The 25,693-nt window shown below is 72.3% G+C and carries 22 protein-coding genes and 1 riboswitch; of the genes, 16 read left to right on the top strand and 6 right to left on the bottom strand.

All coding sequences use genetic code 11. The features are described from left to right. The 3 genes from QMK28_RS04175 to QMK28_RS04165 form a co-directional block, all read left to right on the top strand. Window positions 1-187 (top strand): Lrp/AsnC ligand binding domain-containing protein (locus tag QMK28_RS04175; RefSeq protein WP_326435594.1); only part of this gene is annotated, 187 nt, incomplete at its 5' end. Between the two features lie 342 nt (window positions 188-529). After that, window positions 530-1,339: a carbon-nitrogen hydrolase family protein gene (locus QMK28_RS04170; protein ID WP_326435593.1), complete on the top strand. Its 810-nt coding sequence runs from the start codon at window positions 530-532 to the stop codon at window positions 1,337-1,339. A 121-nt stretch (window positions 1,340-1,460) separates the two neighbouring features. Further along, window positions 1,461-3,161 (top strand): flavin monoamine oxidase family protein, encoded by a 1,701-nt coding sequence (locus QMK28_RS04165; RefSeq protein ID WP_326435592.1) that lies wholly within the window; start codon window positions 1,461-1,463, stop codon window positions 3,159-3,161. 144 nt (window positions 3,162-3,305) lie between these two features. Here the strand turns inward: QMK28_RS04165 and QMK28_RS04160 are convergent, their stop codons facing one another. Beyond that, window positions 3,306-4,343 (bottom strand): methyltransferase, encoded by a 1,038-nt coding sequence (locus QMK28_RS04160; protein WP_326435591.1) that lies wholly within the window; start codon window positions 4,341-4,343, stop codon window positions 3,306-3,308. 319 nt (window positions 4,344-4,662) lie between these two features. On the opposite strand from QMK28_RS04160, the gene QMK28_RS04155 reads away from it, so the two are divergent. Continuing rightward, window positions 4,663-5,139 carry a phospholipase gene (locus tag QMK28_RS04155; RefSeq protein ID WP_326435590.1) on the top strand — a complete coding sequence of 159 codons (477 nt, stop codon included), beginning with the start codon at window positions 4,663-4,665 and terminating at the stop codon, window positions 5,137-5,139. Window positions 5,140-5,295: 156 nt separating this feature from the next. Here the strand turns inward: QMK28_RS04155 and QMK28_RS04150 are convergent, their stop codons facing one another. The 3 genes from QMK28_RS04150 to QMK28_RS04140 form a co-directional block, all read right to left on the bottom strand. Further along, window positions 5,296-6,027, bottom strand: a complete 732-nt coding sequence (locus QMK28_RS04150) for a DUF5995 family protein (protein WP_326435589.1) — start codon at window positions 6,025-6,027, stop codon at window positions 5,296-5,298. Between the two features lie 240 nt (window positions 6,028-6,267). After that, window positions 6,268-7,668, bottom strand: a complete 1,401-nt coding sequence (locus QMK28_RS04145) for a uracil-xanthine permease family protein (RefSeq protein WP_326435588.1) — start codon at window positions 7,666-7,668, stop codon at window positions 6,268-6,270. 308 nt (window positions 7,669-7,976) lie between these two features. Further along, on the bottom strand, window positions 7,977-9,308 hold the full coding sequence (locus QMK28_RS04140) for an MFS transporter (protein ID WP_326435587.1): 1,332 nt from the start codon (window positions 9,306-9,308) through the stop codon (window positions 7,977-7,979). A gap of 100 nt (window positions 9,309-9,408) precedes the next feature. Here QMK28_RS04140 and QMK28_RS04135 point away from each other — a divergent pair, with 100 nt between their 5' ends. Then, entirely contained in the window at window positions 9,409-10,623 is a 1,215-nt protein-coding gene (locus QMK28_RS04135; protein ID WP_326435586.1) for an ROK family transcriptional regulator, read from the top strand. Here QMK28_RS04135 and QMK28_RS04130 read toward each other — a convergent pair. After that, window positions 10,604-11,419: an SDR family oxidoreductase gene (locus tag QMK28_RS04130; RefSeq protein WP_326435585.1), complete on the bottom strand. Its 816-nt coding sequence runs from the start codon at window positions 11,417-11,419 to the stop codon at window positions 10,604-10,606. The two genes, QMK28_RS04135 and QMK28_RS04130, sit on opposite strands and share 20 nt — an antisense overlap. A 752-nt stretch (window positions 11,420-12,171) precedes the next feature. Between QMK28_RS04130 and QMK28_RS04125 the strand changes: the two genes are divergently transcribed. From QMK28_RS04125 to QMK28_RS04075, 11 genes are all read left to right on the top strand, one after another. Beyond that, a complete protein-coding gene (locus QMK28_RS04125) occupies window positions 12,172-13,644 on the top strand; it encodes a UDP-N-acetylmuramoyl-L-alanyl-D-glutamate--2,6-diaminopimelate ligase (RefSeq protein WP_326435584.1) in 1,473 nt (490 codons plus the stop codon). A 171-nt stretch (window positions 13,645-13,815) separates the two neighbouring features. Further along, window positions 13,816-13,946: riboswitch (FMN riboswitch) on the top strand. Window positions 13,947-14,134: 188 nt separating this feature from the next. Further along, window positions 14,135-15,229, top strand: a complete 1,095-nt coding sequence (gene ribD / locus QMK28_RS04120; RefSeq protein WP_326435662.1) for a bifunctional diaminohydroxyphosphoribosylaminopyrimidine deaminase/5-amino-6-(5-phosphoribosylamino)uracil reductase RibD — start codon at window positions 14,135-14,137, stop codon at window positions 15,227-15,229. A gap of 1 nt (window position 15,230) precedes the next feature. After that, a complete protein-coding gene (locus QMK28_RS04115) occupies window positions 15,231-15,923 on the top strand; it encodes a riboflavin synthase (RefSeq protein WP_326435583.1) in 693 nt (230 codons plus the stop codon). Further along, window positions 15,920-16,573 (top strand): nicotinamide mononucleotide transporter family protein, encoded by a 654-nt coding sequence (locus QMK28_RS04110; protein WP_326435582.1) that lies wholly within the window; start codon window positions 15,920-15,922, stop codon window positions 16,571-16,573. Before QMK28_RS04115 ends, QMK28_RS04110 begins: the two co-directional genes overlap by 4 nt. Beyond that, window positions 16,570-17,859 carry a bifunctional 3,4-dihydroxy-2-butanone-4-phosphate synthase/GTP cyclohydrolase II gene (locus tag QMK28_RS04105; RefSeq protein ID WP_326435581.1) on the top strand — a complete coding sequence of 430 codons (1,290 nt, stop codon included), beginning with the start codon at window positions 16,570-16,572 and terminating at the stop codon, window positions 17,857-17,859. The genes QMK28_RS04110 and QMK28_RS04105 overlap by 4 nt, the downstream gene beginning before the upstream one ends. A 118-nt stretch (window positions 17,860-17,977) precedes the next feature. Beyond that, on the top strand, window positions 17,978-18,463 hold the full coding sequence (ribH, locus tag QMK28_RS04100; RefSeq protein ID WP_326435580.1) for a 6,7-dimethyl-8-ribityllumazine synthase: 486 nt from the start codon (window positions 17,978-17,980) through the stop codon (window positions 18,461-18,463). A 35-nt stretch (window positions 18,464-18,498) separates the two neighbouring features. Continuing rightward, on the top strand, window positions 18,499-18,771 hold the full coding sequence (locus QMK28_RS04095) for a phosphoribosyl-ATP diphosphatase (protein WP_326435579.1): 273 nt from the start codon (window positions 18,499-18,501) through the stop codon (window positions 18,769-18,771). A gap of 79 nt (window positions 18,772-18,850) precedes the next feature. Continuing rightward, the gene (hisG, locus tag QMK28_RS04090; protein WP_326435578.1) at window positions 18,851-19,699 is read left to right on the top strand and encodes an ATP phosphoribosyltransferase; all 849 of its coding nucleotides are present in this window, start codon (window positions 18,851-18,853) and stop codon (window positions 19,697-19,699) included. A gap of 55 nt (window positions 19,700-19,754) precedes the next feature. Then, window positions 19,755-20,231: a PH domain-containing protein gene (locus tag QMK28_RS04085; protein ID WP_326435577.1), complete on the top strand. Its 477-nt coding sequence runs from the start codon at window positions 19,755-19,757 to the stop codon at window positions 20,229-20,231. A gap of 295 nt (window positions 20,232-20,526) precedes the next feature. Next, window positions 20,527-21,930, top strand: coding sequence for a hemolysin family protein (locus QMK28_RS04080; RefSeq protein ID WP_326435576.1), 1,404 nt, complete (start codon window positions 20,527-20,529; stop codon window positions 21,928-21,930). Then, window positions 21,927-23,126 (top strand): hemolysin family protein, encoded by a 1,200-nt coding sequence (locus QMK28_RS04075; protein ID WP_326435575.1) that lies wholly within the window; start codon window positions 21,927-21,929, stop codon window positions 23,124-23,126. Before QMK28_RS04080 ends, QMK28_RS04075 begins: the two co-directional genes overlap by 4 nt. 219 nt (window positions 23,127-23,345) lie before the next feature. On the opposite strand, the gene QMK28_RS04070 is transcribed toward QMK28_RS04075, so the two are convergent. Beyond that, window positions 23,346-25,271, bottom strand: coding sequence for an AAA family ATPase (locus QMK28_RS04070; protein ID WP_326435574.1), 1,926 nt, complete (start codon window positions 25,269-25,271; stop codon window positions 23,346-23,348). Between the last annotated feature and the right edge of the window lie 422 nt (window positions 25,272-25,693).

Below are 25,693 nucleotides of genomic sequence, written 5' to 3'. Positions count from 1 at the left end.
GCATGTGGCGTCCGCGTCGCCCGACCCCGGCGACGCGGACGCCATGGTCCAGATCTTCGCCTCCGACATGCGGCACTTCGAACGGGTGCTGGAGCGCATCGCGGGCGAGCCGTTCGTGGAGCGCACGAAGTCGGTCCTGGTGCTCTCGCCGCTGCTGCGCCGCTTCACCTCCGGCGCTCCCGCCTGAGGCCGACGGCGCCGGCGGCGGCCAGCACGACCAGCACCCCTGCCGCGATCCGGTAGCCGGCCGCGCAGCCGTGGCCGACGGGGCAGCGCGGTGCCGCCGGCGCGGTGCCGCCAGTGCGATGCCGAGCGCGGCCCCCAGCTCGCGGGCGGAGGGGGTACGAGGCCGATCCGCGGCGACCCCGGGCGGCCCTGACGCCCGTACGCAACGAATCACCGTGAAGCGTTGGAACTGCGCAACGAATCGACGGTCGGTGCGCAATGGTCGCGGGTTGTCCGGGGGGAAACCCGGCCCGTACCGTCTAAACGTCCCGTCCGACGTCCGTACGCACCCCCAAGAGGTCCCATGACGCCGCTGCGCGCCGCGCTGCTCCAGAGCTCAGGTCACCTGGGCGACGTCGAACGCAACCTCAGGGTGCTCGACGAGGCCGCTGGCCGGGCTGCCGCCGCCGGGGCCGGGCTGCTGGTCTGCCCGGAGATGTTCCTCACCGGCTACGCGATCGGCGCCGACGTGCACCGGCTCGCCGAGCCCGCCGACGGCCCGAGCGCCGCCGCCGTGGCCCGGATCGCGGCCGAGCACGGCGTCGCGGTGCTCTACGGCTACCCGGAGCGGGCGGGCGAGGCGGTCTTCAACTCCGCTCAGCTGATCGGCCCGGACGGCTCGCCATCGGCGAACTACCGCAAGACCCACCTCTTCGGCTGTTTCGAGCACGAGTGGTTCACGCCGGGCGAGACCCCGGTCGTGCAGGCGGAGCTCGGCGGCCTGCGGATCGGGATCATGATCTGTTACGACGTGGAGTTCCCGGAGAACGTCCGGGCGCACGCGCTGGCCGGCACCGATCTGCTGCTGGTGCCCACCGCGCAGATGCACCCCTTCCAGTTCGTCGCCGAGACCCTCGTCCCGGCTCGCGCCTTCGAGAACCAGATGTACGTCGCGTACGTCAACCGGACCGGCCCGGAAGGCGAGTTCGAATTCGTCGGCCTGAGCTGCCTGGCCGGACCCGACGGGACCGTACGGGCCCGCGCCGGACGCGGCGAGGAACTGCTCCTCGCCGACGCGGACCCCGCGCTGCTGGCCGCCTCGCGCGCCGAGAACACCTACCTCGCCGACCGGCACCCCGAGCTGTACGGCTCGCTGGCCCGAGTCCGCGACTGACCGCGCCCCGACCCGCGACCGGCTGCCCCCCACTTGCTCGCGGCCCGTCCGCTCCGGCCCCGCGGCCGACCCCGATCGACCTTGCCCCGCGCCCCCCTTTCGCAGTAGGAGAGTTCCGCCGATGACGTCCACGGTGCCCACCGCCGTCCACGATGAGCAGGCCGCTGCCGTCGAGCCGCCCATCACGATGTTCGGCCCGGACTTCCCGTACGCCTACGACGACTACCTCGCGCATCCGGCCGGGCTCGGCCAGATACCCGCGACCGAGCACGGCGCGGAGGTCGCGGTCATCGGCGGCGGCCTCTCCGGCATCGTCGCCGCGTATGAACTGATGAAGATGGGCCTCACCCCGGTCGTCTACGAAGCGGACCAGATCGGCGGCCGGCTGCGGACCGTCGGTTTCGAGGGCTGCGAGGGCGAGCTGACGGCGGAGATGGGCGCGATGCGCTTCCCGCCGTGCTCCACGGCCTTCCAGCACTACATCGACCTGGTCGGGCTGGAGACCAAGCCGTTCCCGAACCCGCTCTCCCCGGACACCCCGTCCACCGTCGTCGACCTCAAGGGCGAGTCCCACTACGCCCGCACCGTCGATGATCTCCCCGAGGTCTACCACGCGGTGATGCACGCCTGGAACGCCTGTCTGGAGGACGGCGCCGACTTCTCCGCCATGCAGAGCGCGATCCGCGAGCGCGACATCCCCAAGATCCGCGAGATCTGGGCGCAGCTCGTCGAGAAGCTCGACAACCAGACCTTCTACGGTTTCCTCTGCGACTCCCCGGCCTTCAAGTCCTTCCGGCACCGCGAGATCTTCGGCCAGGTCGGCTTCGGCACCGGCGGCTGGGACACCGACTTCCCCAACTCGATCCTGGAGATCCTGCGGGTCGTCTACACCGGCGCGGACGACGAGCACCGCGGCATCATCGGCGGCTGCCAGCAGCTGCCGCTGCGGATGTGGGACCGCGAGCCCGGCAAGATCATCCACCACCCGCAGGGCACCTCGCTGCAATCCCTGCACGGCGGCGACCCGCGCCCCGCGGTGACCCGGCTGACCCGTACCGCCGGCAACCGGATCACGGTCACGGACGCGTCCGGCGATATCCGCACCTACCAGGCGGCCGTCTTCACCGCGCAGTCCTGGATGCTGCTCTCCAAGATCGACTGCGACGACACGCTGTTCCCGATCGACCACTGGACGGCGATCGAGCGCACCCACTACATGGAGTCGTCCAAGCTCTTCGTCCCCGTCGACCGGCCGTTCTGGCTGGACACCGACGCGGAGACCGGCCGTGACGTGATGAGCATGACGCTCACCGACCGGATGACCCGCGGCACCTACCTGCTGGACGACGGCCCGGACAAGCCCGCGACCATCTGCCTGTCGTACACCTGGTGCGACGACAGCCTCAAGTGGCTCCCGCTGTCGGCGAACGAGCGCATGGAGGTCATGCTCAAGTCGCTCGGCGAGATCTATCCCAAGGTCGACATCCGCAAGCACATCATCGGCAACCCGGTCACCGTCTCCTGGGAGAACGAGCCCTACTTCATGGGCGCGTTCAAGGCCAACCTGCCCGGCCACTACCGCTACCAGCGCCGCCTGTTCACCCACTTCATGCAGGACCGGCTGCCCGAGGACAAGCGCGGCATCTTCCTCGCGGGCGACGACATCTCCTGGACGGCGGGCTGGGCCGAGGGCGCGGTGCAGACGGCGCTGAACGCGGTCTGGGGCGTCATGCACCACTTCGGCGGCGGCACGGACGCGACCAACCCGGGACCGGGCGACCTCTACGACGAGATCGCACCGGTCGAGCTGCCCGAGGACTGACCGGGCGAGCCGGGCCGGGGCTGGCCGGGGGCGGGGTTGCTCCGGCCCCGGCCTGGGCCCGGGCCGGTCCCGGAACCGTTGCTCCGGCGCGGTCCCGGCCCCCGGCCGCGTCTCCGGCGCGGCTTCGGGACCGACCCCGCGCCGCTACGCCGCGGCCTCGGCCTCCACGATCGAGGTGAAGGTCGCCGTCGGCAGAACCCGCGTCCTGACCAGGTCCGCTTCCGCGAAGAGCGCGTCCAGCTCCGCGGCGTCGCGCTCCTTGCCTTCGAGGACCGCCATCATCGCCACGTCCAGCGCCTTGCCGGGGTGCGGTTCGTTCCCGGCCGGCAGCGCCGCGTCCACGACCAGCACCCGGCCGCCGGGCGCCAGCGCCCGTCGGCACGAGCGCAGGATGCGTACGCAGTCCGCGTCGCTCCAGTCGTGCAGCACGTGCTTGAGCACGTAGAAGTCCGCCCCCTCCGGCGCGGCCGTGAAGAAGTCACCGGCCTCGGTCCGCCACCGGCCTGCCAACTCCGGTGTGTCGAGCAGGTGTTCGCGCAGCGCCGGTTCCTGGTCGTAGAGCACCCCGGACATCGCCGGATGGCGCAGCAGCACGGCCCGCAGCAGCCCGCCGCGCCCACCGCCCACGTCGGCGAGAACGCCCCGCTCGGGGAACGGGTACGCCTCGGCGACGAGTTCGTCCATGGGGCCGGAGAGGGACGCCATACCGGCGTCGAAGAGTTCGCGGGTGGCGGCGTCGGTGCGCAGATACTCGAAGAAGGGCGCGCCGAAGACCTTCGGGAAGGCCGGCTCGCCGCTGCGTACGGTCTCCTCCAGCCCGGCCGAGGAGCGCAGGAACGTCTCGTGGGTGAGCATGCTGATCGCCGGGTGCAGTGAGCCCGGCACGTCGGTGCGCAACAGTTCTGCGGCGGGGGTCAGATGGAACGCGCCGTCCTCGTCCTGCCGGAAGACCTCGCGGGAAGCCAGATACCGCAGTACGCGCCGCAGCGCCCCGGCGTCAGTGCCGGTACGGCGTGCGAGGTCCTCCGCGGTGCGCGGGCCCTCGGCGAGATGGTCGGCGACGCGGTAGCCGACGGCGGTGCGCAGCGCCGCGGTGTAGAGGTGGCCGAAGCCCAGCTCCACGAGGTGCACGGCCGCCGCCGTCTCGGACCCGGATTCGGGTTGTGCGGGCGAGGTGTCCAACTTCAGCCTCCAGAAGTCGAGTTGAGGCTTTCAGGGGATCACCTTCGCGGTGCGCCCACAGCCCCGTAATCGGCCGATCTCTCTCCTCTGCCGGAAGGCGCGCGGCGCGCCGCCCCCCGCGGCGCGCGAGCCGGTCGGGCGCGGCAGAGGGAGGGATTCAGGCCAACGGGGGTGAACTTCCCGGCCGTGTGACGTCTTTTATGCACTGGGCGGTAACAAGCCGTCCGCCGGGGGTAACCAAGAACGAAAGGTTGCTGCATTGTCATGTTCCTGACGCTCGCTCGGAACCCGGGCCGAGGTCCCCCACCGGAGGTATGAGATGCGTCGAAGACTGGCCACCTGCCTGGCCGCCACGGCCGCCGCCCTGGCCGCGCTCATCGGAACCGCCCCCACCGCCACCGCCGCTCCCGCCGACAAGCCGCAGGTTCTCGCGAACTGGACGCAGGCCGGCGCGGGCAGCTACCAGAACTGGGTCTCCGCCCGCGCCGACCAGGGAGCCTGGTCGGCCTACGGCTTCGACTGGTCCACCGACTACTGCAGCACCTCCCCGGACAACCCCTTCGGCTTCCCGTTCCAGACCTCCTGCGCACGCCATGACTTCGGCTACCGCAACTACAAGGCGCAGGGCGCCTTCGACGCCAACAAGGCCCGGCTGGACAGCGCCTTCTATGAAGACCTCAAGCGGGTCTGCGCCGGCTACAGCGGAGCCTCGAAGACCTCGTGCGACGGCACCGCCTGGACGTACTACCAAGCAGTCAAGATCTTCGGCGTGCGTGGCGCCAGCCCGGTGGGATGACCCCTCGACGCCCGGCCACACCCTGAGCCGGACGTACGACAACGGCGGCGGCACGTCCTGGACGGGCCGCCGCTGCCCCGGTTCGCGAGCCGGGCCCGCGCGACGGCGCCCGCGCCGCCGGCCTTCGTGTCCGCGGCGCCAGCCGTGTCCGCCGCGTCAGCCGATCTTCAGCGGCGTGAGCAGAAAGCGGCCGACCAGCCCGACCCCGGAGTCGAGTCGCTCGGTGAACTCCGTACGGAGCTCGGGCGCGCCGCGCAGCCCCCAGAGCACCCGCGCCGCCGCCCACGCCGCGTCCCGGGCCCGCGCCAGGCTCCAGGAGCCGACCAGGTGGGTCAGCGGATCGGCGACGTCGAGCAGATCAGGTCCGGGCATCAGCTCCTCCCGTACCCGCTCCTCGATCGAGGTCAGAACGTCCCCGATCCGCTCGAAGTCGGTCTCCAGCGCGGCTGGTTCACAGTCCAGCCCCGCGCAGGTGCCGGCCACCGCCAGCGCCAGGTCATGGCCGACATGCGCGTTGATCCCGGCGAGTGCGAACTGCAACGGCCGCACCCCCGGATGCCGCCGCAGCTGGAACAACGGCCGCCAGCAGGCGGGCAACTGCCGCCCGTGCGCGGACGCGTCCACCGCCGTCAGGAACAGCTCGGCGAACCGAACCCCCAACGCCCCGGCGGAGGGCTGGTGTTGGAACGCGATGGCTCCGTAGGGTTCCCTCGCGCCGCCCCCGGGGCCGACGCCGGCGGTCCGGCGCGCCATCTCCTCGGTGACCGACAGATAGACACGGTTGAACACGGCGACCCCGTCCCGCTCGGGCAACTCCGCGTCCAGCGCTCGCATCCGCTCCAGCACGCGGTGGATCTCCACGCTGGGCGTCTGCTCGGTCGTCGTCATGCGCACAGAGTGACAGGGTCATACGGACCGTACGGGGCGTGCGGTCCCGCGTGACCGGAACGGGCTAATCGGTCAGGCGGGTGCACGAGCGCTCAGCCCCGGGGCTCGCGCAGGCCGTCCCAGCTCAGGAGGGCGCGCTGGGTGCGGGGGAGCGCGGCGACGATGAGGTCGTAGGAGTCCTCGATCATGTCGCCCACCATCGCGTCCGGGAGTGAGCTGTCACGGGCCCAGGCGGCGCGATCAGTGCGCGGACGGCGGCCGGTCCTCGTCGTGCGGCTCCTCGTCGTACGTCGACGTTCCGGCGTCCAGCGGCGCGGCCCGCGTCAAATGGGCCGGGGCCAAAAAACGCAGCGCGTGATAGCCGATGAGCACGACGAGGGTGCCCAGCGCGATGCCGCTGAGCTGGAAGTTGTCGGTGAAGTCCAGGCTGACGTTGCCGATGCCGACGATGAGTCCGGCGGCCACCGGCACCAGGTGCAGCGGGTTCGAGAGGTCGACGCGGGCGCGGACCCAGATCTGCGCGCCGAGCAGGCCGATCATGCCGTAGAGGATGACGGTGATGCCGCCGAGCACACCGCCCGGGATCGCGGCGACGACCGCGCCGAACTTCGGGCAGAGGCCGAAGAGGATGGCGAAGCCGGCCGCGCACCAGTAGGCGGCGGTGGAGTAGATGCGGGTGGCGGCCATGACGCCGATGTTCTCCGCGTACGTGGTGGTGGCGGGACCGCCGACCGAGGTGGACAGCACCGTCGCCGCGCCGTCGGCCATGATCGCGCCGCCGAGCCGGTCGTCGAGCGGATCGCCGGTCATCTCGCCGACCGCCTTCACATGCCCGGCGTTCTCGGCGATCAGGGCGACCACCACGGGGAGGGCGACGAGCACCGCCGAGAGGGAGAAGCTCGGGGCGTGCACGGTCGGCAGGCCGATCCAGTCGGCCTTGGCGACGCCGGAGAGGTCGAGCCGCCAGTGGTCGGTGAGCTTGCCCGAGCCGTCAGCGGAGTGGATTCTGCCGAAGACCCGGTCGAACAGCCAGGAGACCACGTAGCCGAACGCCAGCCCGAGGAAGATCGCGATGCGCGACCAGAACCCGCGCAGCACCACCAGCGCGAAGCCGGTGAAGAGCATGGTCAGCAGCGCGATCCACTGGTCCTGCGGCCAGTAGGTGCCGGCTGTCACCGGCGCGAGGTTGAACCCGATCAGCATCACGACAGAACCTGTGACCACCGGCGGCAGCACCGCGTGGATGACCCGCGCGCCGAGGGCGCGAACGGCCGCCCCGCACAGGAACAGCGCCACGCCGACCACCAGCAGCGCGCCGGTCAGCGTGGCCGCGTCACCGCCCTGGGTCTGGATGACGGCGGCGACGCCGACGAAGGACAGGCTGCTGCCGAGATAGCTCGGGATCCGGCCGCCGGTGGCCAGCAGGAAGAAGACGGTGGCCACACCGGACGCCATCACCGCGAGGTTCGGGTCCAGGCCCATCAGGATGGGGGCGACGAAGCACGCACCGATCATGGACACCACATGCTGCGCGCCCAGCCCGGCGGTACGTCCCCAGGTGAGCCGCTCGTCCGGCTTGACGACCTCCCCGGGTGCGAGGCTCTTGCCGTCGCCGTGCAACTTCCACCCGAAGCCCGCCATGGTCCTTCTCCCTGTACCGCTGTCTGTCGCTGATGTCGCTGATGCCGCTCGTACTGCCGCGGCCACCGGGGGCGGCCGACCGGCACGCGGCCCATTGGGCAGCTACCACTCGGACAGCGGCCCGCCGGACAGCGACGAGTGCCGTCCGGGTCGCGGTGCGACCAGGGTCAAGGCACGGGATCGCGCCCATGTTAATCGGCGGCAGCGATGGTCACGGGCACAGGCACGGGACCGGAAGCGAGTGTTCCGCCCCGGCCCGGCAGCACCCGGCGCCACCCGGCAGCACCCGGCGTCAACTCCGCCCCGCGTCAGCCCCGCTTGACGGGTGTCTCGGCCGGTAGTTCCGGGGCAGCGCTCCGCCCTGCCTGCCGCAGCACGCCCGCGCCGAAGATCAACCCCAGCGCCAACACCGTGACCAGCCCGAACGACACCGTCAGGGACGTCGCGTCGGCGATCGAGCCCATCGCCGACGGCGCGATCAGCCCCGAGGTGTAGGTGATCGTGGCGACGCCCGCGATCGACTGGCTGGGCGCCGGACCGCTGCGCCCGGCCGCCGCGAAGGCGAGCGGCACCACGACCGCGACCCCGAGCCCGATCAGCGCGAAGCCGCCGAGGGCCATCACCGGATCGACGGCGGTGACCACCAGGACACCGCCCGCCGTCGCGAGCACCCCGCCCGCCCGTACGGTCCGTACGGCGCCGAAGCGGCCCACCACCGCGTCGCCGACCAGCCGGGCCGCCGCCATCGTGCAGGCGAAGGCCGTGGTCGAAGCGGCGGCGAGGCCCGGCGAGGTGTCCAGCACATCGCGCAGATAGACCGCCGACCAGTCCAGGCTCGCGCCCTCGGCGAACACCGCGCAGAACCCCACCGCTCCGATGACCAAGGCCGACTTGGGAGGCAGCGCGAAGCGCGGCGGCGGGTGCTCCTCGGGCGCGCTGCGCACGTCGAGCACGTCCCGGCAGGCGAGGAGGCCCAGGACGCTGAGGACGGCGGCCGCTGTCGTCAGGTGCAGCCGGGCGTCCACGTCGGCGTGCGCGGCGACCGTGCCGGCCGCGGAGCCGAGCAGCGCGCCGACGCTCCACATGCCGTGCAGCCCGGACATCAGCGACCGGTCGAGGCGGTCCTCGATCTCGACGCCGAGCGCGTTCATCGCGACGTCCGACATGCCGGCGGTGGCGCCGTAGACGAAGAGCGCGAAGCACAGCGAGACCAGGCCGGGAGCGAGCGCGGGCAGCGCCAGCGACGCCGTCCACAGCGCGAGCAGCCCGCGCAGCGCGGCCCGGGGGCCGAACCGGTGGCTGATCCGGCCGGCCAGCGGCATCGCCACCGAGGCGCCGATCGCGGGGAAGGCCAGCGCCAGACCGAGTTGGCCGGCGCTCACGCCGACATGCTCCTGGATCCAGGGGACCCGGGTGGCGAAGCTGCCGGTGACCGCTCCGTGCACGGTGAAGACGGCGGCGACGGCCAGCCGGGCGCGGCCCAACCGCCGCGCCGAGAAGCTCGCTCCGCCGACCGCGCCCGATACGCCGACACGATCCCTGCCGACCGCGCGATCCGCGCCGACCGCGCGGTCTGTACGATCCCTGCCGCTCGTGCCGCCTGTGCCGCCCGTGCTCTCGCCGCTGCCCGCGCTGTCCATACGATTCCGGCCCTCCCCGAAGCGTTCTACCCCTACCCAACCTCGGTGACGTAAATTATCAGGGAGCCTGCCTGATAAATAGATCTGGAAGGATCGCGCCATGACTTCCACGCGCGTGCCCCCGGCCGGCCGCACCGCCTCCCCGAGCATGGCGCGGGCCATCAACGACCGGCTCGCGCTGCGCCACCTCCAGGAGCAGGGCGCGTTGACGGCCGGTCAGCTCAAAACGCTGACCGGACTGTCCCGGCCGACCATCGCCGACCTCGTCGAGCGGCTGCGGAACGACGGGCTGATCGCCGTCGCGGGCGAGTCCGGCGCGGACCGCCGCGGGCCCAACGCCCGCCTCTACGCGATCGTCGCCGACCGCGCCCACCTCGCCGGCGTCGACGTACGCACGCACAGCGTCGGCGTCGCGGTCGCCGACCTGCTCGGCCGCACCCTGGCCGAGGCCACCCTGCCCATCGCCGCGAGCACCGAACCCGCCGTCGCGGTGGCCGCCGCGACGGCGCTGCTGGACCGCACCCTGCGGGACGCCGGGGCCGACCGGCTGCACACCGTCGCCGTCGGCGCCCCCGGCCTCGTCGACCCGGCGACCGGCGAACTCAATGACACCGGCGGGCTGCCCGCCTGGCACGGCGGCCTGGTCAGCGCCCTGGCAAGCCGTCAGGACGCGCCGGTCCTGCTGGAGAACGAGGTCAACCTCGCCGCCGTCGCCGAACAGCGGCTCGGAGCCGCCCGCGACCGCGGCACCTTCGGGCTGCTGTGGCTCGGACACGGGGTCGGCGCGGCCGTCGTCCTGGACGGCGTGCTGCGCCGCGGCGCGTCCGGCGGCACCGGTGAGATCGGCTTCCTGCCCGTGCCCGGCACCGACGTACTGCCGACCGCGACCGGATGCGACGGCGGCTTCCACTCGCTGGCGGGCTCCGCGGCCATCTGCGAACTCGCCCGCGAACACGGCATCCGGACGCGGCCCGACGGGCGCGTACCGCCCGCCGAGGCGGCCGTCCGGGCGGCGATCGAGGCCCAGGAGAGCGACGGCGGGCCCTTCCTGGACGCGCTCGCCGGCCGTATCTCCGTCGGAGCCGCCGCGATCTGTGCGGTGCTGGACCCCGGCTGCGTCGTCCTCGGCGGCGAGATCGGCCGCGCGGGCGGCGAGGAACTCGCCCGGCGCGTCGCCCGGCGGCTGACCGGCATGTCCCCGCTGCGCACCGAGGTACGGGCGGGGACCGTCGGCGGCGGCGCGGTGCTGCGCGGCGCGGTGCTCACCGCGATGGACGCCGCTCAGGAGCAGTTGTTCACGCCTCCGGGCGGCTGAACCGCTCGGCGAGGAACTCCTCGAACGTCACCCGGCCGACGGCCCGGTCCGGCGGCAGATGGGCGCCGGCGCGGAACCCGGCGAACGCCTTGCCCGGCAGCCGTACGGGAAGCAGCGCCCGGCGGCGGCCCGCCGCGCGCAGATAGGCCCGCGCGAGATCGCCGGCGTCGCGCACCTGCGGGCCGCCCATCTCCGGCACCCGCCCGGCCGGTTCGCCGAGCGCCGCCTCGGCCAGTCGCTCGCCGACTTCGCGCACGTCGATCGGCTGGATACGGACCCCGGCCGGGACGGGCGCGAGCGGCAGCCGGGTGGAGATCTGCCACAGGCGCAGCACGAGGTCGTGGAACTGGGTGGTCCGCAGCACGGTCCAGCCCAGGCCCGAGTCCTCGATCAGCCGCTCGGCCTCGAACTTCGTCCGGTAGTAGCCCATCGGGACCCGGTCCACGCCGACGATCGAGATGTAGACGAGGTGCGGGACCTTCGCGCGCCGCGCCGCCTCGATCAGATGCCGGGCGGCGTCGGCGTCGCCGCCCCGGGGCGAGCTGGCGCAGTGCACGATGGCGTCCGCGCCGGTCACGGCCGCGTCGAGGCGCGCACCGGCCCCGGTGTCGCGCAGGTCGACGGCGTACGTCTGCGGCTCGGCGGCCCGAGCGGCGTCGGTCTGAGCAGCGGCGTCCCGCCGGTCGGCCGCCGGGTGACGGCTCAGCACCCGTACCTCGTGTCCGGCGTCGAGGAGCCGGTCGGTCACGACCCGGCCGAGGGTGCCGGTGCCGCCGGTGACCAGAATCGTCTTCATGCTCCGGACGGTAATGGGAAGTCCCGGCGGGCGCGACGGGGAGGCGTCGCCCGCCGGGACTTTCCGGCCTGTCGAGGCGGATGGCAGAGGGGCTTGGCTTCAGCAGCCGCCGAGGTCCTGCCGGACTCCCAGCTCGCCGGTGGTGTCCACCGTCCAAGGGGAGGGCTGCCCCGTGAAGGTGCCGCAGACTGTAAGAGGACTAGACCAGGCCGTCAATAGGTATGGACCAGTGTCCCGCGGATGTGCCGAACGGGCCGCCCGGCCGATCCCGAGGCGATCCCGCAGCGGCTGCGGCGCGATCCCGGAGCCGGCCCCGCACGCGGCCCGCCGGGGCGGTCGCGGACCCCGCCCCACGGCCGCCCCGCAGCCGCCCCACGACCGGACCGTGGCCCCGCGGCGCCCGGCACCGCCCGACGTCATGCCGGGAATTGCTCCGATGATCGGATGTACGCTAGGACAGCGTCGAGCCGGTCCTTGCTGAGCTCGACGGCCTGTGGACACGAACGCCGCTTCTGCTCCGGTCCTTCGCGGGCTCGGCATCCGACGCCGAGCCGTACGCACATCGGAGAGCTTCGCGCCTATACAGGTAGCGGTCCTTAGCCGTCTCGGCTCCGGGTTCCTATGCAGTTCCCCCCTCCCCGTGGGGTCCGCTCGCCTATCCAAGGCCACCACCGCGATGTCCGGCCGACGGCTCCGCCCCTATGGGCAGAGCCGTGCTAGCCCTTGCCGGAATCGCCTCCGAGGGGATAGTTGTGAAGCTGAGCGAACTTCTGGACGGGCACGACCACCAGGTTCTCCAGGGCGACCCGAGCGCGCAGATCACCGGCGGCGTGAGCTTCGACGCGCACCGCAGGGCGCCCGGCTCGCTGTACATCGCGATCCGCGGCCACCAGGAGGGCGGGCCCGAGGCGATCGAACAGGCGCTGGCGGGCGGCGCCGTGGCGGTGCTGGTCGACGGCGACTCCCGCGCACCGCTGGGCGTGCCCGGCGAGGTCTGCGTGGTGCGGGTGCCGGACGCCCGTACCGCGACCCCGGTCGTCACCTCCCGCTACCACGGTGAGCCCGGCCGCGGCATGGACGTCGTCGCGGTCACCGGCACCAACGGCAAGACCTCCGTCTCGTACATGGTCGAGGCGGTCCTCAGGGCCGCCGAGGGTGCGAGCGTGGGCGTCATCGGGACCTCCGGCAGCAGGATCGGCAATGAGCTGATCCCGATGCCGAGGTCGGTCCTGACCACCCCGGAGTCGCCCGAACTGCAATACCTCTTCGGCTACATGCGCGACCACGGCGCGGGCAGCGTGGTGCTGGAGGCGACCTCGATGGCGCTGCTCACCAACCGGGTGGACCGTACCTTCATCGATGTGGGCGTCTTCACCAACCTGACGCAGGATCACCTCGACGACCACGGCACCATGGAGGGCTACAAGGGCGCCAAGCTCCGGCTCTTCCAGGGGCTGTGCCGGCGCGCCGTCGTCAACGCGGACGATCCGGTCGGCGCCGAGATCCAGGCGCTGATGCCCGGCGCGGTGACCACCTACGCGCTCGACGCCGAGGCCGACTACCGGGCGACCGACCTCTCCATGGGCGCCGACGGCAGCCGCTTCACGCTGCACCACGACGGGCGGAAGTACCCCGCCGCGATCCCGCTGCCGGGCCGCTTCTCGGTCTCCAACGCGCTGGCCACCCTGGCGGCCTGCCACCAGCTCGGCCACGACCTCGAAGCGCTGATCGGCGCACTCGACCGGATGCCGCCCATCCCGGGCCGGTTCGAGCGCTTCGACACCAGTGACGGTTACGGCGTGATCGTGGACTACGCGCACTCCCCGGACTCGCTGGAGAAGGTGCTCACGGCCCTGCGCTCGTTCGCCACCGGCCGGATCATCACCGTCTTCGGCTGCGGCGGCGACCGCGACGTCACCAAGCGGGTCACGATGGGCACGATCGCCGGAAAGCTCTCCGACCAGTGCGTGCTGACCTCGGACAACCCGCGCGGAGAGGACCCGGAGGCGATCCTCGACCAGATCGCGCCCGGCATCGCAGCCACCGGCACCCCCTTCGAGCGCATCGCCGACCGTCGCGAGGCGATCCGGTTCGCGATGGCCGCCGCGCGGCCCGGTGACGTCGTCCTGGTGGCAGGCAAGGGCAGCGAGCCGCACCAGACCATCGGCGACCAAGTGATCCCGTTCAGCGACATGGAGGTCGTCCGCGAGCTCGCCCAGAAGTGACGCTCGGCGGTCGCGCGGAAGTGCGGAAGTGCGGAAGTGCGGAAGTGAAGCGGCGATCGCCCGGGAATGACACAGCGGTCACCCGGCGGCACTGCGTGTGACCCAGGGCACAGTCGCTCGCCCGCATGGCCGTCGATCAGACGTGGCAGACTGAGGCTGTACTGATATACGCAGCGCACTCCGGGGTCGGTGAAAGTCCGAACCGGCGGTTATAGTCCGCGACCCGTCCGCCTCCAGCGGCCGGTTGACCAGGTGTAATTCCTGGACCGACGGTTAAAGTCCGGATGGGAGGCAGTGCGCGGCGGGCTCGTATCGGTATGCCGTCGTCGACGGTCCGTCCCTTTTGGGTGGTCCGTGCTCCCTGCCTCGGTGTATCCGGTCGCGATGTTCCCGTTACGTGTCTTCTCGACAGCCCCGGAGTCCGTGCCTCAAGAGGCAGGAGGACCCGGTGGCCACCGCAGCCGCAGCGCCCGTTCAAGAGCGACACGCCATGCAACGGGCCATCGCGCTCGCCGCCCGTGCCCTGGGCGCCACCAGCCCCAACCCCGTCGTCGGCTGCGTCGTCCTCGACGCCGAAGGCAACTCGGTCGGCGAAGGCTGGCACCAGCGCGCGGGCGGACCGCACGCCGAGGTCAACGCGCTCCGCGCAGCGGGGGAGCGGGCCCGCGGCGGCACCGCCGTCGTCACCCTCGAACCCTGTGACCACACCGGCCGCACCGGCCCCTGCACCGGCGCCCTGCTGGACGCCGGGATCGCCCGCGTCGTCTACGCCGTCGCCGACCCGGACCCCACCGCGACCGGCGGCGCCGGCACCCTCGCCGCCGCGGGGATCGACGTCGAGGGCGGCCTCCTCGCGGAGCAGGCCGCGGCGGGCAACGAAGCCTGGCTGACCTCGGTACGACGCCGGCGCCCCTTCGTGCTGTGGAAGTACGCCGCCACCCTCGACGGCCGGATCGCCGCCGCCGACGGCACCAGCCGCTGGATCACCTCACCCGAATCCCGCGCCGATGTGCACCGGCTGCGCGCCAGGGCCGACGCCGTCGTCGTCGGCTCCGGTACGGCCCGCATGGACGACCCGCAGCTCGGCGCGCGCGTCGTGGACGTCGAGGTCACCCAGCCGCTGCGGGTCGTCGTCGACACCAACGCCGCCGCCGTCAAGCCCGGCGCCCGGGTCCTCGACGGCACCGGGCCCGCCCTGATCGCCGTCGCCGAGGACGCCGACGCGACGCACCTCGAAGGGCTCGCCCCGGTGGTCCGGCTGCCGCGCGCCCCCGACGGCCGCGGCCTCTCCATCCCCGCGCTGCTCGCCGCGCTGTACGAGCGCGGCGTGCGCTCCGTGCTGCTGGAGGGCGGGCCCACCCTGGCCGGCGCCTTCCTCGCTGCCGAGTCCGTCGACCGGGTCGTCGGCTATCTCGCGCCCGTGCTGCTCGGCGCGGGCCCCGCCGTCCTCGCGGACGCAGGAATCAGCACGATCACGCAGGCGTTGCGGCTCGATGTCACCGACACCGTCCGGCTCGGCCCCGATCTCAGGGTCTCCGCCACCCCCGCCGTTGCCGCTGCTCACCCCACCGACGAGGAGCACTGAATTGTTCACCGGAATCGTTGAAGAACTGGGCGAGGTCGTCGCCGTCGAGATTCTCGGCGACACCGCCGGGGAGCAGAACCCCACTCGCTCCGCCCGCTTCCGACTGCGCGGCCCCCTCGTCACCGAGGACGCCAAGCACGGCGACTCGATCGCGGTCAACGGCGTCTGCCTGACCGTCGTCGACTTCGGCGACGGCGAGTTCACCGCCGACGTCATGGCCGAGACGCTGGACCGCTCCAGCCTCGGCGCGCTGGCCCCCGGCAGCCGGGTCAACCTGGAGCGCCCGATGACGCTGGGCGGACGGCTGGGCGGACACCTCGTCCAGGGCCACGTGGACGGCACCGGCACCATCACCGAGCGGATCCCCGGTGAACACTGGGAGCTCGTCAAGGTCGCGCTGCCGGACGGACTGTCCCGCTACGTCGTGGAGAAGGGCTCCATCACGGTGGACGGCGTCAGCCTGACCGTCGTCGAGGCGGGTCCCGACTTCTTCACCATCAGCCTCATCCCCACCACCCTCGGCCTGACCACCCTGGGCGTCAAGCGGGTCGGCGACCCGGTCAACCTCGAAGTCGACGTCCTCGCCAAGTACGTCGAGCGGCTGCTCGGCGCGGACCGCACGGGGACCGCCGGAGCCGCGGCGACCGCGGGGATCACCGGGCCGGCCGCGCCCAGTGCGGAGGCGGCTCGGTGAGCGGCGTCCTCGACTGGTTGAACAGCGAGGCCTTCACCGCCTTCGACCAGCACGTCATCTGGTCCGACATGGTCGGCAACTGCGTCGGGCTGATAGCCCTGGCGCTCGGCTGGCGGCGCTCCATATGGACCTGGCCCGCCCAGTTCGCCTCCGGCGTCATCCTGGTCGCGGCCTATGCGTCCGCGCAGCTCAGCGGTGGTGTCGGCAAGCAGCTTCTGATCATCGGCGTCGCCTTCTGGGGCTGGAACCAGTGGCAGCGCGGCCGTCGTGAGCACGGCGGCGACATCGCCGTCCGGTTCGCGAGCGGACGCGAGCGGGCCGTCCTGGTCGCCGGGACCGTCGTCGGCACCCTCATCGTCGGCGGACTGTTCACCGCGATGCCCGACCTGTCCTGGAACCCCTGGCCGGACGCCTACATCTTCGTCGGCACCCTCGCCGCGATGGTCGCCCAGGCCCGCGGCCTGGTCGAGTTCTGGTTCGCCTGGGTCCTCGTCGACCTGGTGGGCGTCCCGCTCGCCTTCAGCAGTGGCCTGGCCTTCTCCGGCCTGGTCTACGTCGTCTATCTGGCCCTCGTCCTGTGGGGCATGCGCGACTGGTGGCTGCGCTCCCGTTCGAGCTCGCGGCCCGTCCTGGAAGGAGCAGCAGCATGATCACACCACAGAGCTGGTACGAGGAGGGGGACGGCGCGAACCTCGCGCTCGACCCCGTCGAACGCGCGATCAGCGACATCGCCGCCGGCCGCCCCGTCGTCGTGGTCGACGACGAGAACCGGGAGAACGAGGGCGACCTCATCCTCGCCGCTGAGAAGGCCACCCCTGAACTGGTCGCCTTCATGATGACCGAGTGCCGCGGCCTGGTCTGCGTCCCGATGGAAGGGCCCGCGCTGGACCGGCTCGAACTGCCGCAGATGGTCGAGGACAACACCGAGTCGATGGGCACCGCGTTCACCGTCTCGGTCGACGCCTCGCCCGCGCACGGCGTCAGCACCGGCATCTCCGCCGCCGACCGGGCCGCCACCATCAGACTGCTCGCCGACCCGGACAGCGCCTCCGGCGACTTCGTCCGCCCCGGCCACGTCTTCCCGCTGCGCGCCCGCCCCGGCGGCGTCCTGGTCCGCGACGGGCACACCGAGGCCGGCGTCGACCTCGCCCGGCTGGCCGGCCTGCGCCCGGCCGCCGCGATCGTGGAGATCGCCAACGAGGACGGCACCATGATGCGGCTGCCGGAACTGGTGCCCTTCGCGCGCAAGCACGGCCTCGCGATCATCTCCATCGAGGACCTGGTCGCCTACCGCAGGTCCGCCGAGCCCACCGTGCGCCGCGAGGCGCGGACCGGGCTGCCCACCGCCTTCGGCGACTTCCAGGCGTACGGCTACCGCTCCACCGTTGACGGTGTGGAGCACATCGCCCTGGTCGCGGGCGACATCGGCGACGGCGAGGACGTCCTGGTCCGGGTGCACTCCGAGTGCCTCACCGGTGACATCTTCGGCTCGCAGCGCTGCGACTGCGGTTCCCAGCTGCACGCCTCGCTGCGGCGCGTCACCGCCGAGGGCCGCGGCGTCGTCCTCTACCTGCGCGGCCACGAGGGCCGCGGCATCGGCCTGCTGTCCAAGCTGCGCGCCTACGAACTCCAGGAGCGCGGCCGGGACACCCTCGACGCCAACCTCGAACTGGGCCTGCCCGCCGACGCCCGCGACTACGCGGCGGGCGCCCAGATCCTCACCGACCTCGGGGTGCGCAGCCTGCGGCTGATGACCAACAACCCGGACAAGACCGCGGCTCTGGTCCGGCACGGTCTGCGTGTCATAGGCCGGGAGCCGATGCCGGTCGAGGCGGGCGAGCACAATCTGCGGTACCTGCGCACCAAGCGGGACCGGATGGGCCACGATCTGCCATGGCTGGACGGCAAGCCGGTCTCGGCCTGCGGTAACCAGTAGGAGGACGGGGCCGACGGCGGCTCCGTCTCAGCACCACCGACAACACCAGCACCAGCACCACCAACAACAAACACCAGCACCTCCGGATACCAGCACCAGCACAGCACTGAGGAGAGTCGTGAGCGGCAAGGGCGCACCCGAGTTGACCGTGAAGAACTGTGGCGACCTGCGAGTGGCCGTGATCGCCGCCCAATGGCACGTCAAGGTGATGGACGGACTCGTGGACGGCGCGCTGCGCGCCCTCCACGAGCTGGGCATCGACGAGCCCACCCTGCTGCGCGTCCCCGGCAGCTTCGAACTGCCGGTCGTCGCCAAGGTCCTCGCGAACCGCGGCTACGACGCGATCGTCGCGCTGGGCGTCGTTATCCGCGGCGGCACCCCGCACTTCGAATACGTCTGCCAAGGGGTCACCCAGGGCCTCACCCAGGTCTCCGTCGAGACCGGCGTACCCATCGGCTTCGGCGTCCTGACCTGCGACACCGAGGAGCAGGCGCTCGACCGGGCGGGCATCGAGGGCTCGAACGAGGACAAGGGCCACGAGGCGGTCACCGCCGCCGTGGCCACCGCGACGACGCTGCGTTCCGTCTCCGAGCCCTGGCGCTGAGCGGCACGGCCCGACCCCGTAAGGTAAGAGTCACCATGGCCAACAAGACATTCGAGGAGCTCTTCACCGAGCTCCAGCAGAAGGCCGCCTCCGGCGACCCCAGCAGCTCCCGCACCGCCGAACTGGTGGACAAGGGGGTGCATGCCATCGGCAAAAAGGTCGTCGAAGAGGCCGCCGAGGTGTGGATGGCCGCCGAGTACGAGGGCGCCGACGCCACCGCCGAGGAAATCTCGCAACTCCTGTACCACGTTCAGGTGATGATGGTCGCCCGGGGAATCTCCCTGGACGACGTCTACGCCCATCTCTGAGCCGGGCCGGCCGCTTCAGCGCTCCGCCCTCCTCGCACCACCCCGTTCCCCGACCCCCGCTGCAAAGGAACCCGCCGTCATGCTGCGCATCGCTGTCCCCAACAAGGGTTCACTCTCCGAGCCTGCGTCGGCGATGCTCCATGAGGCCGGCTACCGGCAGCGCAAGGAGTCCAAGGAACTCGTCCTGGTCGACGTCGAGAACGAGGTCGAGTTCTTCTACCTCCGGCCCCGTGACATCGCCATCTACGTCAGCTCCGGCCGCCTGGACATCGGCATCACCGGCCGCGACCTGCTGCTCGACTCCGGCGCCAAGGCCGAGGAGATCCTCCAGCTCGGCTTCGCCCGCTCGACCTTCCGCTACGCCACCAAGCCCGGCACGGCGAAGGGCGTCGAGGACTTCGGCGGCATGACGATCGCCACCTCGTACGAGGGCGTGGTCGCCCAGCACCTGGCCGACCACGGTGTCGACGCCTCCGTCGTGCACCTCGACGGCGCGGTCGAGACGGCCATCGAGCTCGGCGTCGCCCAGGTCATCGCGGACGTCGTGGAGACCGGGATCTCGCTGCGCAACGCCGGACTGGAGGTCATCGGCGAGCCGATCATGGAGTCGGAGGCCGTCGTCATCCGCGGCACCGGCGGGAACGAGCCGGACCCCAAGGTCCAGCAGTTCCTGCGTCGGCTGCAGGGCGTCCTGGTCGCCCGGCGCTACGTGATGATGGACTACGACATCCGCGTCGAGGACGTCGAGAACGCCGTCGCGCTCACCCCCGGCCTGGAGTCGCCGACCGTCTCCCCGCTGCATCACGAGGGCTGGGTCGCGGTCCGCTCCATGGTTCCCAGCCGCGATTCGCAGCGCATCATGGACGAGCTGTACGAGCTCGGGGCCCGCGCCATCCTCACCACGGGCATCCACGCCTGCCGGCTGTGACACAGCCGGTCTGCTCCGAACAGCCCTGAGCGAACCGCGACGAGAGACCGCCGACGTGACCAGCCCCGCGCCCCAGCCCGCCCTCCCCGACCTGCCGGTCACCTTCCGCCCGACCCGCACCCGGGCCGTGCTGCTGGCCACCGGCGTGGTGCTGCTCGCCGTCCTCACACTGATCGCGGTGCTGCTGACGACCGACGGACGGACCGGCTGGGGCACCGGGGACCTGCTCACCTTCGTCGGCACCGGAGTGCTGATCTTCGCGGTGCTCGCGCTGCTCAGCCGCCCCAAGGTGGTCGCCGACAGCGCGGGCGTCACGGTGGTGAACCTGACCACCAGGCGCCGGCTGGAGTGGGCGGAGATCCTCAAGGTCAATCTGCGGCCCGGTGACCCCTGGGTCTATCTCGACCTCGCGGACGGCACCAGCATGGCCGCGATGGGCATCCAGCCGGGCGTCGCCAAGGCGCAGGCGATCACCGACGCCCGCGCGCTGCGGGCGCTCTCCGAGGAGTACGGAACGGGCCCGAACTCCTAGCCGGACCCGCACGACCCGGCTGACCTGCGCGGTCCGGGCGGCGCCCAGGGCAGTCGGCCGGAACCGCACCCTCGTGGGGCGAGTGCCCTGCCCTCGGCCCCTCCGCTCGTTGATTACTCTGTTCCCGGGGGCGCACGGCGCGCCCCACCCCGCAGCACAGCGATCGCGCGCAGCGCGCCCGCGCGGGGCACCTTCTACCCGAGGAGTGACTCCCTCCAGCAATGGACGGATCGTCCGGTAGTACCTGCGCCGCCCCCGGTTCGCGCGCCCAGCGCGCCAACACGACGGCGGCGGCATGAACGCCTCTCTGCTGCTCCTCGGAGCAGCACTCGTCCTGATCCTCGCCAACGGCTTCTTCGTCGCCGCCGAATTCGGGCTCGTCACCGTCGAGCGCGCCGAGGCGGAGCGAGCGGCCGCCGCGGGCGACCCACGGGCCCGCACCGTCGTCTCGGCGCTGCGTGAGCTCTCCTTCCAACTCTCCGGCACTCAGCTGGGCATCACGATCACCTCCCTGGTGGTCGGGATGCTCGCCGAGCCGGCCCTCGCGGACCTGCTGTCCGGCCCGTTCGCCGCCACCGGTCTGCCACCGGGCGCCGTATCGGGCGTCGCCGTGGTCGTCGGCATGCTGGTCGCCTCGGCCGTGCAGATGGTCATCGGCGAACTCGTGCCCAAGAACTGGGCGATCTCCCGGCCGCTCCAGGTGGCCCGCTTCGTCGCCGGCCCGCAGTACGCCTTCTCCCGCTTCTTCCGGCCGGTCATCTCGCTGCTGAACACGGTCGCCAACCGGCTGGTACGGGTCTTCGGCGTGGAGCCGACCGAGGAGATGGCCTCCGCCCGCACCCCCGGCGAGCTCGTCTCACTGGCCCGGCACTCGGCCCGCGCCGGGGCCATCGAGCAGGACACCGCCGATCTCTTCGTGCGGACCCTGTCGCTGGCCGCGCTGACCGCCGAGAACGTGATGACCCCGCGGGTGCGGGTCAGCGCGCTGCAGACCACGGCGACCGCCGAGGACGTACTCAACCTCACCCGCGCCACGGGACTCTCCCGCTTCCCCGTCTACCGCGACCGGCTCGACGAAGTCGTCGGCATGGTCCATCTCAAGGACGCACTCGCCGTGCCCGCACACCTACGCCTGCGCACCCCCGCCGGACGGATCGCCGTGCCGCCGCTGCTGGTCCCCGAGACCCTGCCCGTCCAGCCGCTGCTGGAGCGGCTCCGCAAGGAGCAGCCGATCGCGGTCGTCGTGGACGAGTACGGCGGTACCGCGGGGGTCGTCACGCTGGAGGACATCGTCGAGGAGCTGGTCGGCGAAGTGCGCGACGAGCACGACGCCGAAGGCGCCGACCGCCCGGAGATCTCCCCTGCCCCGGCGGAGGACGGCCGTTCGGCCTGGGACGCCGACGGCGGCCTGCGGGTCGACCTGCTCGGCCGGATCGGGCTGGACGTGCCCGACGGGCCGTACGAGACGGTGGCCGGTCTGGTCGCGGACCTGCTCGGGCGCATCCCCGCCCCCGGCGACACCGCCGAGCTGCCCGGCTGGCAGCTGCGGGTCCGGCTGGTCACCCACCACCGGGCGGACCGGGTCCGGATAGTCCGGACCCAGCCGTCCGGTACGGCGGCCGGCGCCACCGCCGGAACAGCGGCCACGGCCGCTGTCACCGCCGGTACGGCCCGCGCGGTCCAGGAGGCACGGCGATGAGCCTGCTGCAACTCCTGTTCGCCGGAGTCCTGGTGCTCTGCAACGGCTTCTTCGTCGGCGCCGAGTTCGCCCTGGTCTCCGTACGCCGCAGCCAGATCGAGCCGCTCGCAGCCCAGGGCTCCACCCGGGCCCGTACGGTGCTGCACGGCCTGGAGAGCCTGCCGCAGATGATGGCCGCCGCGCAGTTCGGCATCACCGTCTGCTCACTCACCCTCGGCGCGGTCGCCGAGCCGACCGTCGCCCAACTGCTGGAGCCGCTCTTCCACGCGGTCCGGCTGCCCGAGCCGGTCATCCACCCGCTCGGCTACGTCATCGCGCTCGCCCTGGTCGTCTTTCTGCACCTGGTCGTCGGCGAGATGCTGCCGAAGAACCTCGCCATGGCGGCCCCGGAGAAGACCGCGCTGTGGCTCAGCCCCGGCCTGGTCGCCTTCGCCCGGCTCTGCCGGCCGGTCACGCTGCTGCTCGGGGCGTGCGCCCGGCTCATCCTGAAGCTGTTCAGGGTCGAGCCGAAGGACGAGGTCGAGGCGGTGTTCACCAGCGAGCAGCTGACCCACATGGTCGAGGACTCCCGGCAGGCCGGTCTGCTCGACCCCGGTGAGCAGGAACGCCTGGAGGACGCCCTGGAACTGGGCAGCCGCCCGGTCACCGATGTGCTCCTCGACTCGGCCGCTCTGGTCACCACGGACCTCTCGGTGACCCCCCGGCAGGTGGAGGAGCTGACCGTGCGCACCGGCTACTCGCGCTTCCCGGTCTGCGCGCCGGGCGGCGCTTACATGGGGTATCTGCACGTCAAGGACGTGCTGGAGCTGGAGGAGCGGGACCGGGAAGTGCCGCAGCGGGTATGGCGGCCGATGGCCACGCTCCGGGCCGAACTGCCGCTCGACGACGCGCTGACCGCGATGCGCCGCACCGCCTCGCACCTCGCGGCGGTCGCCGACGCGTCGGGCCGGGTGCTCGGTCTGGTCGCGCTGGAGGATGTACTGGAGATGCTGGTCGGCGAGGTCCGCGACCCGGCGCACCAGCGGACGGCGGTCCGGCAGCGCCGGCCCGGCGACCGGGACCGGCGCTCGGCTGCGGGGCCGGCGAACGAGTCGGCGCCGACTCCTTCGGGTCCCCCGGAGGCGGCGGCGCCCGGCGAGCAGCCGGGGCCCGCGGAGCCGTCGGTTCCGACCGGGCCGAGAGCGATGGCCGGCTGAGCGGTGGGCGGGCCGGTGGGGAGCCGGTGGGCGGGGGCGCAGCCGTACGGCCCCGCCCGCTGTCGGCCGCCGCCCACCGGCCCTGGCCAGCCCCGGCCGGGCAGCTCCCGTGTTCGCGCGCACCCGCTTGCCCGGCCCGTACGGCCCGCCCCGCGCACCCGCCCAGCCCGGCCGGTCAGCTCCGGTGTTCGCGCGCCCCCGCTGCCCCCCCGGCACCCCTCAGAGCGGCGGTGGGTCGCGCGGGTCGCGGGCCGTCGGGCCGCGGCCCGACAGCACCTCGCCGTACGCCTGCATCAGGTCCGGCAGCCGCAGCGTCGCGAGGTCTTCGCGGGTGGGGGACACCGCGTAGCCGGACAGCCGCAGATCCCGGTACGCGCAGCTCTTCTCGTACAGCGTCCGCAGGAAGCGGCCGTTGCCCAGCTCGTCTATCCAGCCCTGGTCGACGACGTGCCCGCTGACGCTGCGCAGCTCGTCGACGGCCTCCTCGTCCCAGCAGTCGCCGTTCTCGGCGGCCAGCACCTCACCGATCCGGGTCAGCTCCAGCGGCCGGTAGCTGGGGAAGTCGACGCGCGTCGTGAAGCGTGAGCTGAGGCCGGGGTTGGCCGCGAGCAGCCGGTCCATGCCCTCCGGGTAGCCGGCCAGGATGACCACGAGCCGGTCGCGGTTGTCCTCGGCGCGTTTGAGCAGCACTTGGAGGGCCTCGTCGCCGTACGCGTCGCCTTTGGTGTAGCCGGAGTTGGACAGGCTGTACGCCTCATCGACGAACAGCACCCCGCCGAGCGCCGAGTCGATCAGCTCATTGGCCTTCACCGCCGTCTGGCCCAGGAACTCGCCCACCAGATCCGAGCGCTGCGCCTCCACCAGATGGTCGCCGCCGAGCAGTCCGAGCGCGTAGAACACCCGGCCGAGTATCCGCGCGACCGTCGTCTTGCCGGTGCCCGAGGGGCCGGAGAAGACGAAGTGTCGTTTCGGCGGCTGCACCGGGAGCCCCTGGGCCGCGCGCAGCCGCGCCATGTGCAGCTGCGCGGACAGCGCGCGCACCTGGCGCTTCACCGGCTCCAGGCCGACCATCCGCTCCAGCTCGGCCAGCGCCTTCGCCAGCAGCACCGGATCGGACGGTCCTGGCGGCTGCCGCGAGGGCAGCGGCTGCACCGGCAGCAGGGCCTTCTCCCGTACCCCGTCGGCGTCGACCGGGGCGGTGACCCCGAACTCGTCGTCCGGGTCGGGGCCCGAGCGCAGGCCGTCCGAGGCGTCGGCGACGGACAGCAGATCCGCGTCGCCGTCCCGGCCGTCCAGCACGTCCTGGCTGAAGCCGTTGACGCCCTCGCTCCCGCCCAGGCCGGCGAGCGAGACCGTCGCCAGATCCGTGCCCTCGTCCAGACCGTCGCCCTCGGCTATCGCGGCGAGCCGCGCGGCGGTGTCCATGAACGCCGCGTCGACCCGGTGCACCGCCCGGTAGAGCGGCAGCGCCGCCGCGCTGCGCCCGGTGCCCTCGTGCGCGCGGGCGAGCCAGTAGCGCAGCTCCTTGCGCTGCGGCTGTTCGCTGCGGCAGCGCATCAGCGCGGCCGAGAGCAGCGGCTCGGCCTGGCCGTACATCTCCAGCCGCACCCGTGCCATGCCGCCGAACAGCCCGGCCTCGATGCCGAGCAGCGGGTCGTCGATGAGCTGTTCGGTGTGCCGGACGAGCTGGTCCCAGTCCTTGACGAGGTAGGCGCGGCACGCGTGCAGGAAGCGGACCTGCGGATCGGTCTCCACCGGCGGGCAGCCGGCCAGCGCCTGGTCCAGATCGGCGACATGGCGGCCGTCCAGCCAGTGCGAGGCGTGCGCGAGCAGCAGGTCGCGCGGGCTCTCCAGCACCGGTTGCACCCACCAGCCGAGCCAGTACCAGGAGTTCAGCGTGCGGCGGTGCCGGGCGCGCTGTTCGCCGAAGCGGTCGCGGTGCCGGTACATCCGCAGCAGCGCGCCGGTGGTGTCGGCGCGCAGCGCGTGCAGGCCGAGCCAGCCGTCGGCCATTCCCGGATCGAGTTCTACCGCGGCCCTGAACTCCTCCTCGGCCTGCGCGTAGGCGCCCATCGTGTAGGCGTCCACGGCGCGCAGCCAAGCGAGGTCGGCCGGGGCCTGCGAGCCCTGCGTGCCGAAGTCCATCACGTCCCCCACAAACGTCCCCCGTGGTGTGCCGCCGGGCAACTGCCTGGCCACATCCTGATCCGAACCATCTTGCTACGGACGGGAATTGACGCAGGTGTCGAGTCCGTCCATCCCGCGGTGGCACCATTTCGCATGGTACCCGCGGTGACAGCCCCGGCCGAAGGGCGCAGCACGTCGGATCGCCGGTCGGAGCGGGTCGGGGGCGTGCGCGGGGGAGGAAAAGGGTGGTGACCCAGGGTAAGGGGTCGGCGGCACGGAGCGTATGAAATCCGGCGCTGGGGGCAGAACGAAGCCCCCGATCACGGGGGAACAACCGGGGGCTTCGCGTCTGCGGGCGATCCGTAAGGACCGCACATTGAGAACGTAAGACCTGTACGTCCCCCAGGTCAAGCGGAGTTGGCACACTCCGGGGGGACGAA

This window comes from Streptomyces sp. H27-D2 (assembly GCF_035828615.1).
In the GTDB taxonomy this organism is placed as follows: domain Bacteria; phylum Actinomycetota; class Actinomycetes; order Streptomycetales; family Streptomycetaceae; genus Streptomyces.
This window is presented reverse-complemented; position numbering and strand designations above follow the sequence as displayed.

Excerpts from the sequence above, each read along its gene's own strand:
- hisG (WP_326435578.1), top strand. The coding sequence starts at position 18,851 with ATGCTGCGCATCGCTGTCCCCAACAAGGGTTCACTCTCCGAGCCTGCG.
- ribD (WP_326435662.1), top strand. The coding sequence starts at position 14,135 with ATGCAACGGGCCATCGCGCTCGCCGCCCGTGCCCTGGGCGCCACCAGC.
- QMK28_RS04170 (WP_326435593.1), top strand. The coding sequence starts at position 530 with ATGACGCCGCTGCGCGCCGCGCTGCTCCAGAGCTCAGGTCACCTGGGC.
- QMK28_RS04135 (WP_326435586.1), top strand. The coding sequence starts at position 9,409 with ATGACTTCCACGCGCGTGCCCCCGGCCGGCCGCACCGCCTCCCCGAGC.
- QMK28_RS04105 (WP_326435581.1), top strand. The coding sequence starts at position 16,570 with ATGATCACACCACAGAGCTGGTACGAGGAGGGGGACGGCGCGAACCTC.
- QMK28_RS04130 (WP_326435585.1), bottom strand. The coding sequence starts at position 11,419 with ATGAAGACGATTCTGGTCACCGGCGGCACCGGCACCCTCGGCCGGGTC.
- QMK28_RS04075 (WP_326435575.1), top strand. The coding sequence starts at position 21,927 with ATGAGCCTGCTGCAACTCCTGTTCGCCGGAGTCCTGGTGCTCTGCAAC.
- QMK28_RS04165 (WP_326435592.1), top strand. The coding sequence starts at position 1,461 with ATGACGTCCACGGTGCCCACCGCCGTCCACGATGAGCAGGCCGCTGCC.
- QMK28_RS04155 (WP_326435590.1), top strand. The coding sequence starts at position 4,663 with ATGCGTCGAAGACTGGCCACCTGCCTGGCCGCCACGGCCGCCGCCCTG.
- QMK28_RS04140 (WP_326435587.1), bottom strand. The coding sequence starts at position 9,308 with ATGGACAGCGCGGGCAGCGGCGAGAGCACGGGCGGCACAGGCGGCACG.
- QMK28_RS04145 (WP_326435588.1), bottom strand. The coding sequence starts at position 7,668 with ATGGCGGGCTTCGGGTGGAAGTTGCACGGCGACGGCAAGAGCCTCGCA.
- QMK28_RS04070 (WP_326435574.1), bottom strand. The coding sequence starts at position 25,271 with ATGGACTTCGGCACGCAGGGCTCGCAGGCCCCGGCCGACCTCGCTTGG.
- QMK28_RS04150 (WP_326435589.1), bottom strand. The coding sequence starts at position 6,027 with ATGACGACGACCGAGCAGACGCCCAGCGTGGAGATCCACCGCGTGCTG.
- QMK28_RS04095 (WP_326435579.1), top strand. The coding sequence starts at position 18,499 with ATGGCCAACAAGACATTCGAGGAGCTCTTCACCGAGCTCCAGCAGAAG.
- QMK28_RS04080 (WP_326435576.1), top strand. The coding sequence starts at position 20,527 with ATGAACGCCTCTCTGCTGCTCCTCGGAGCAGCACTCGTCCTGATCCTC.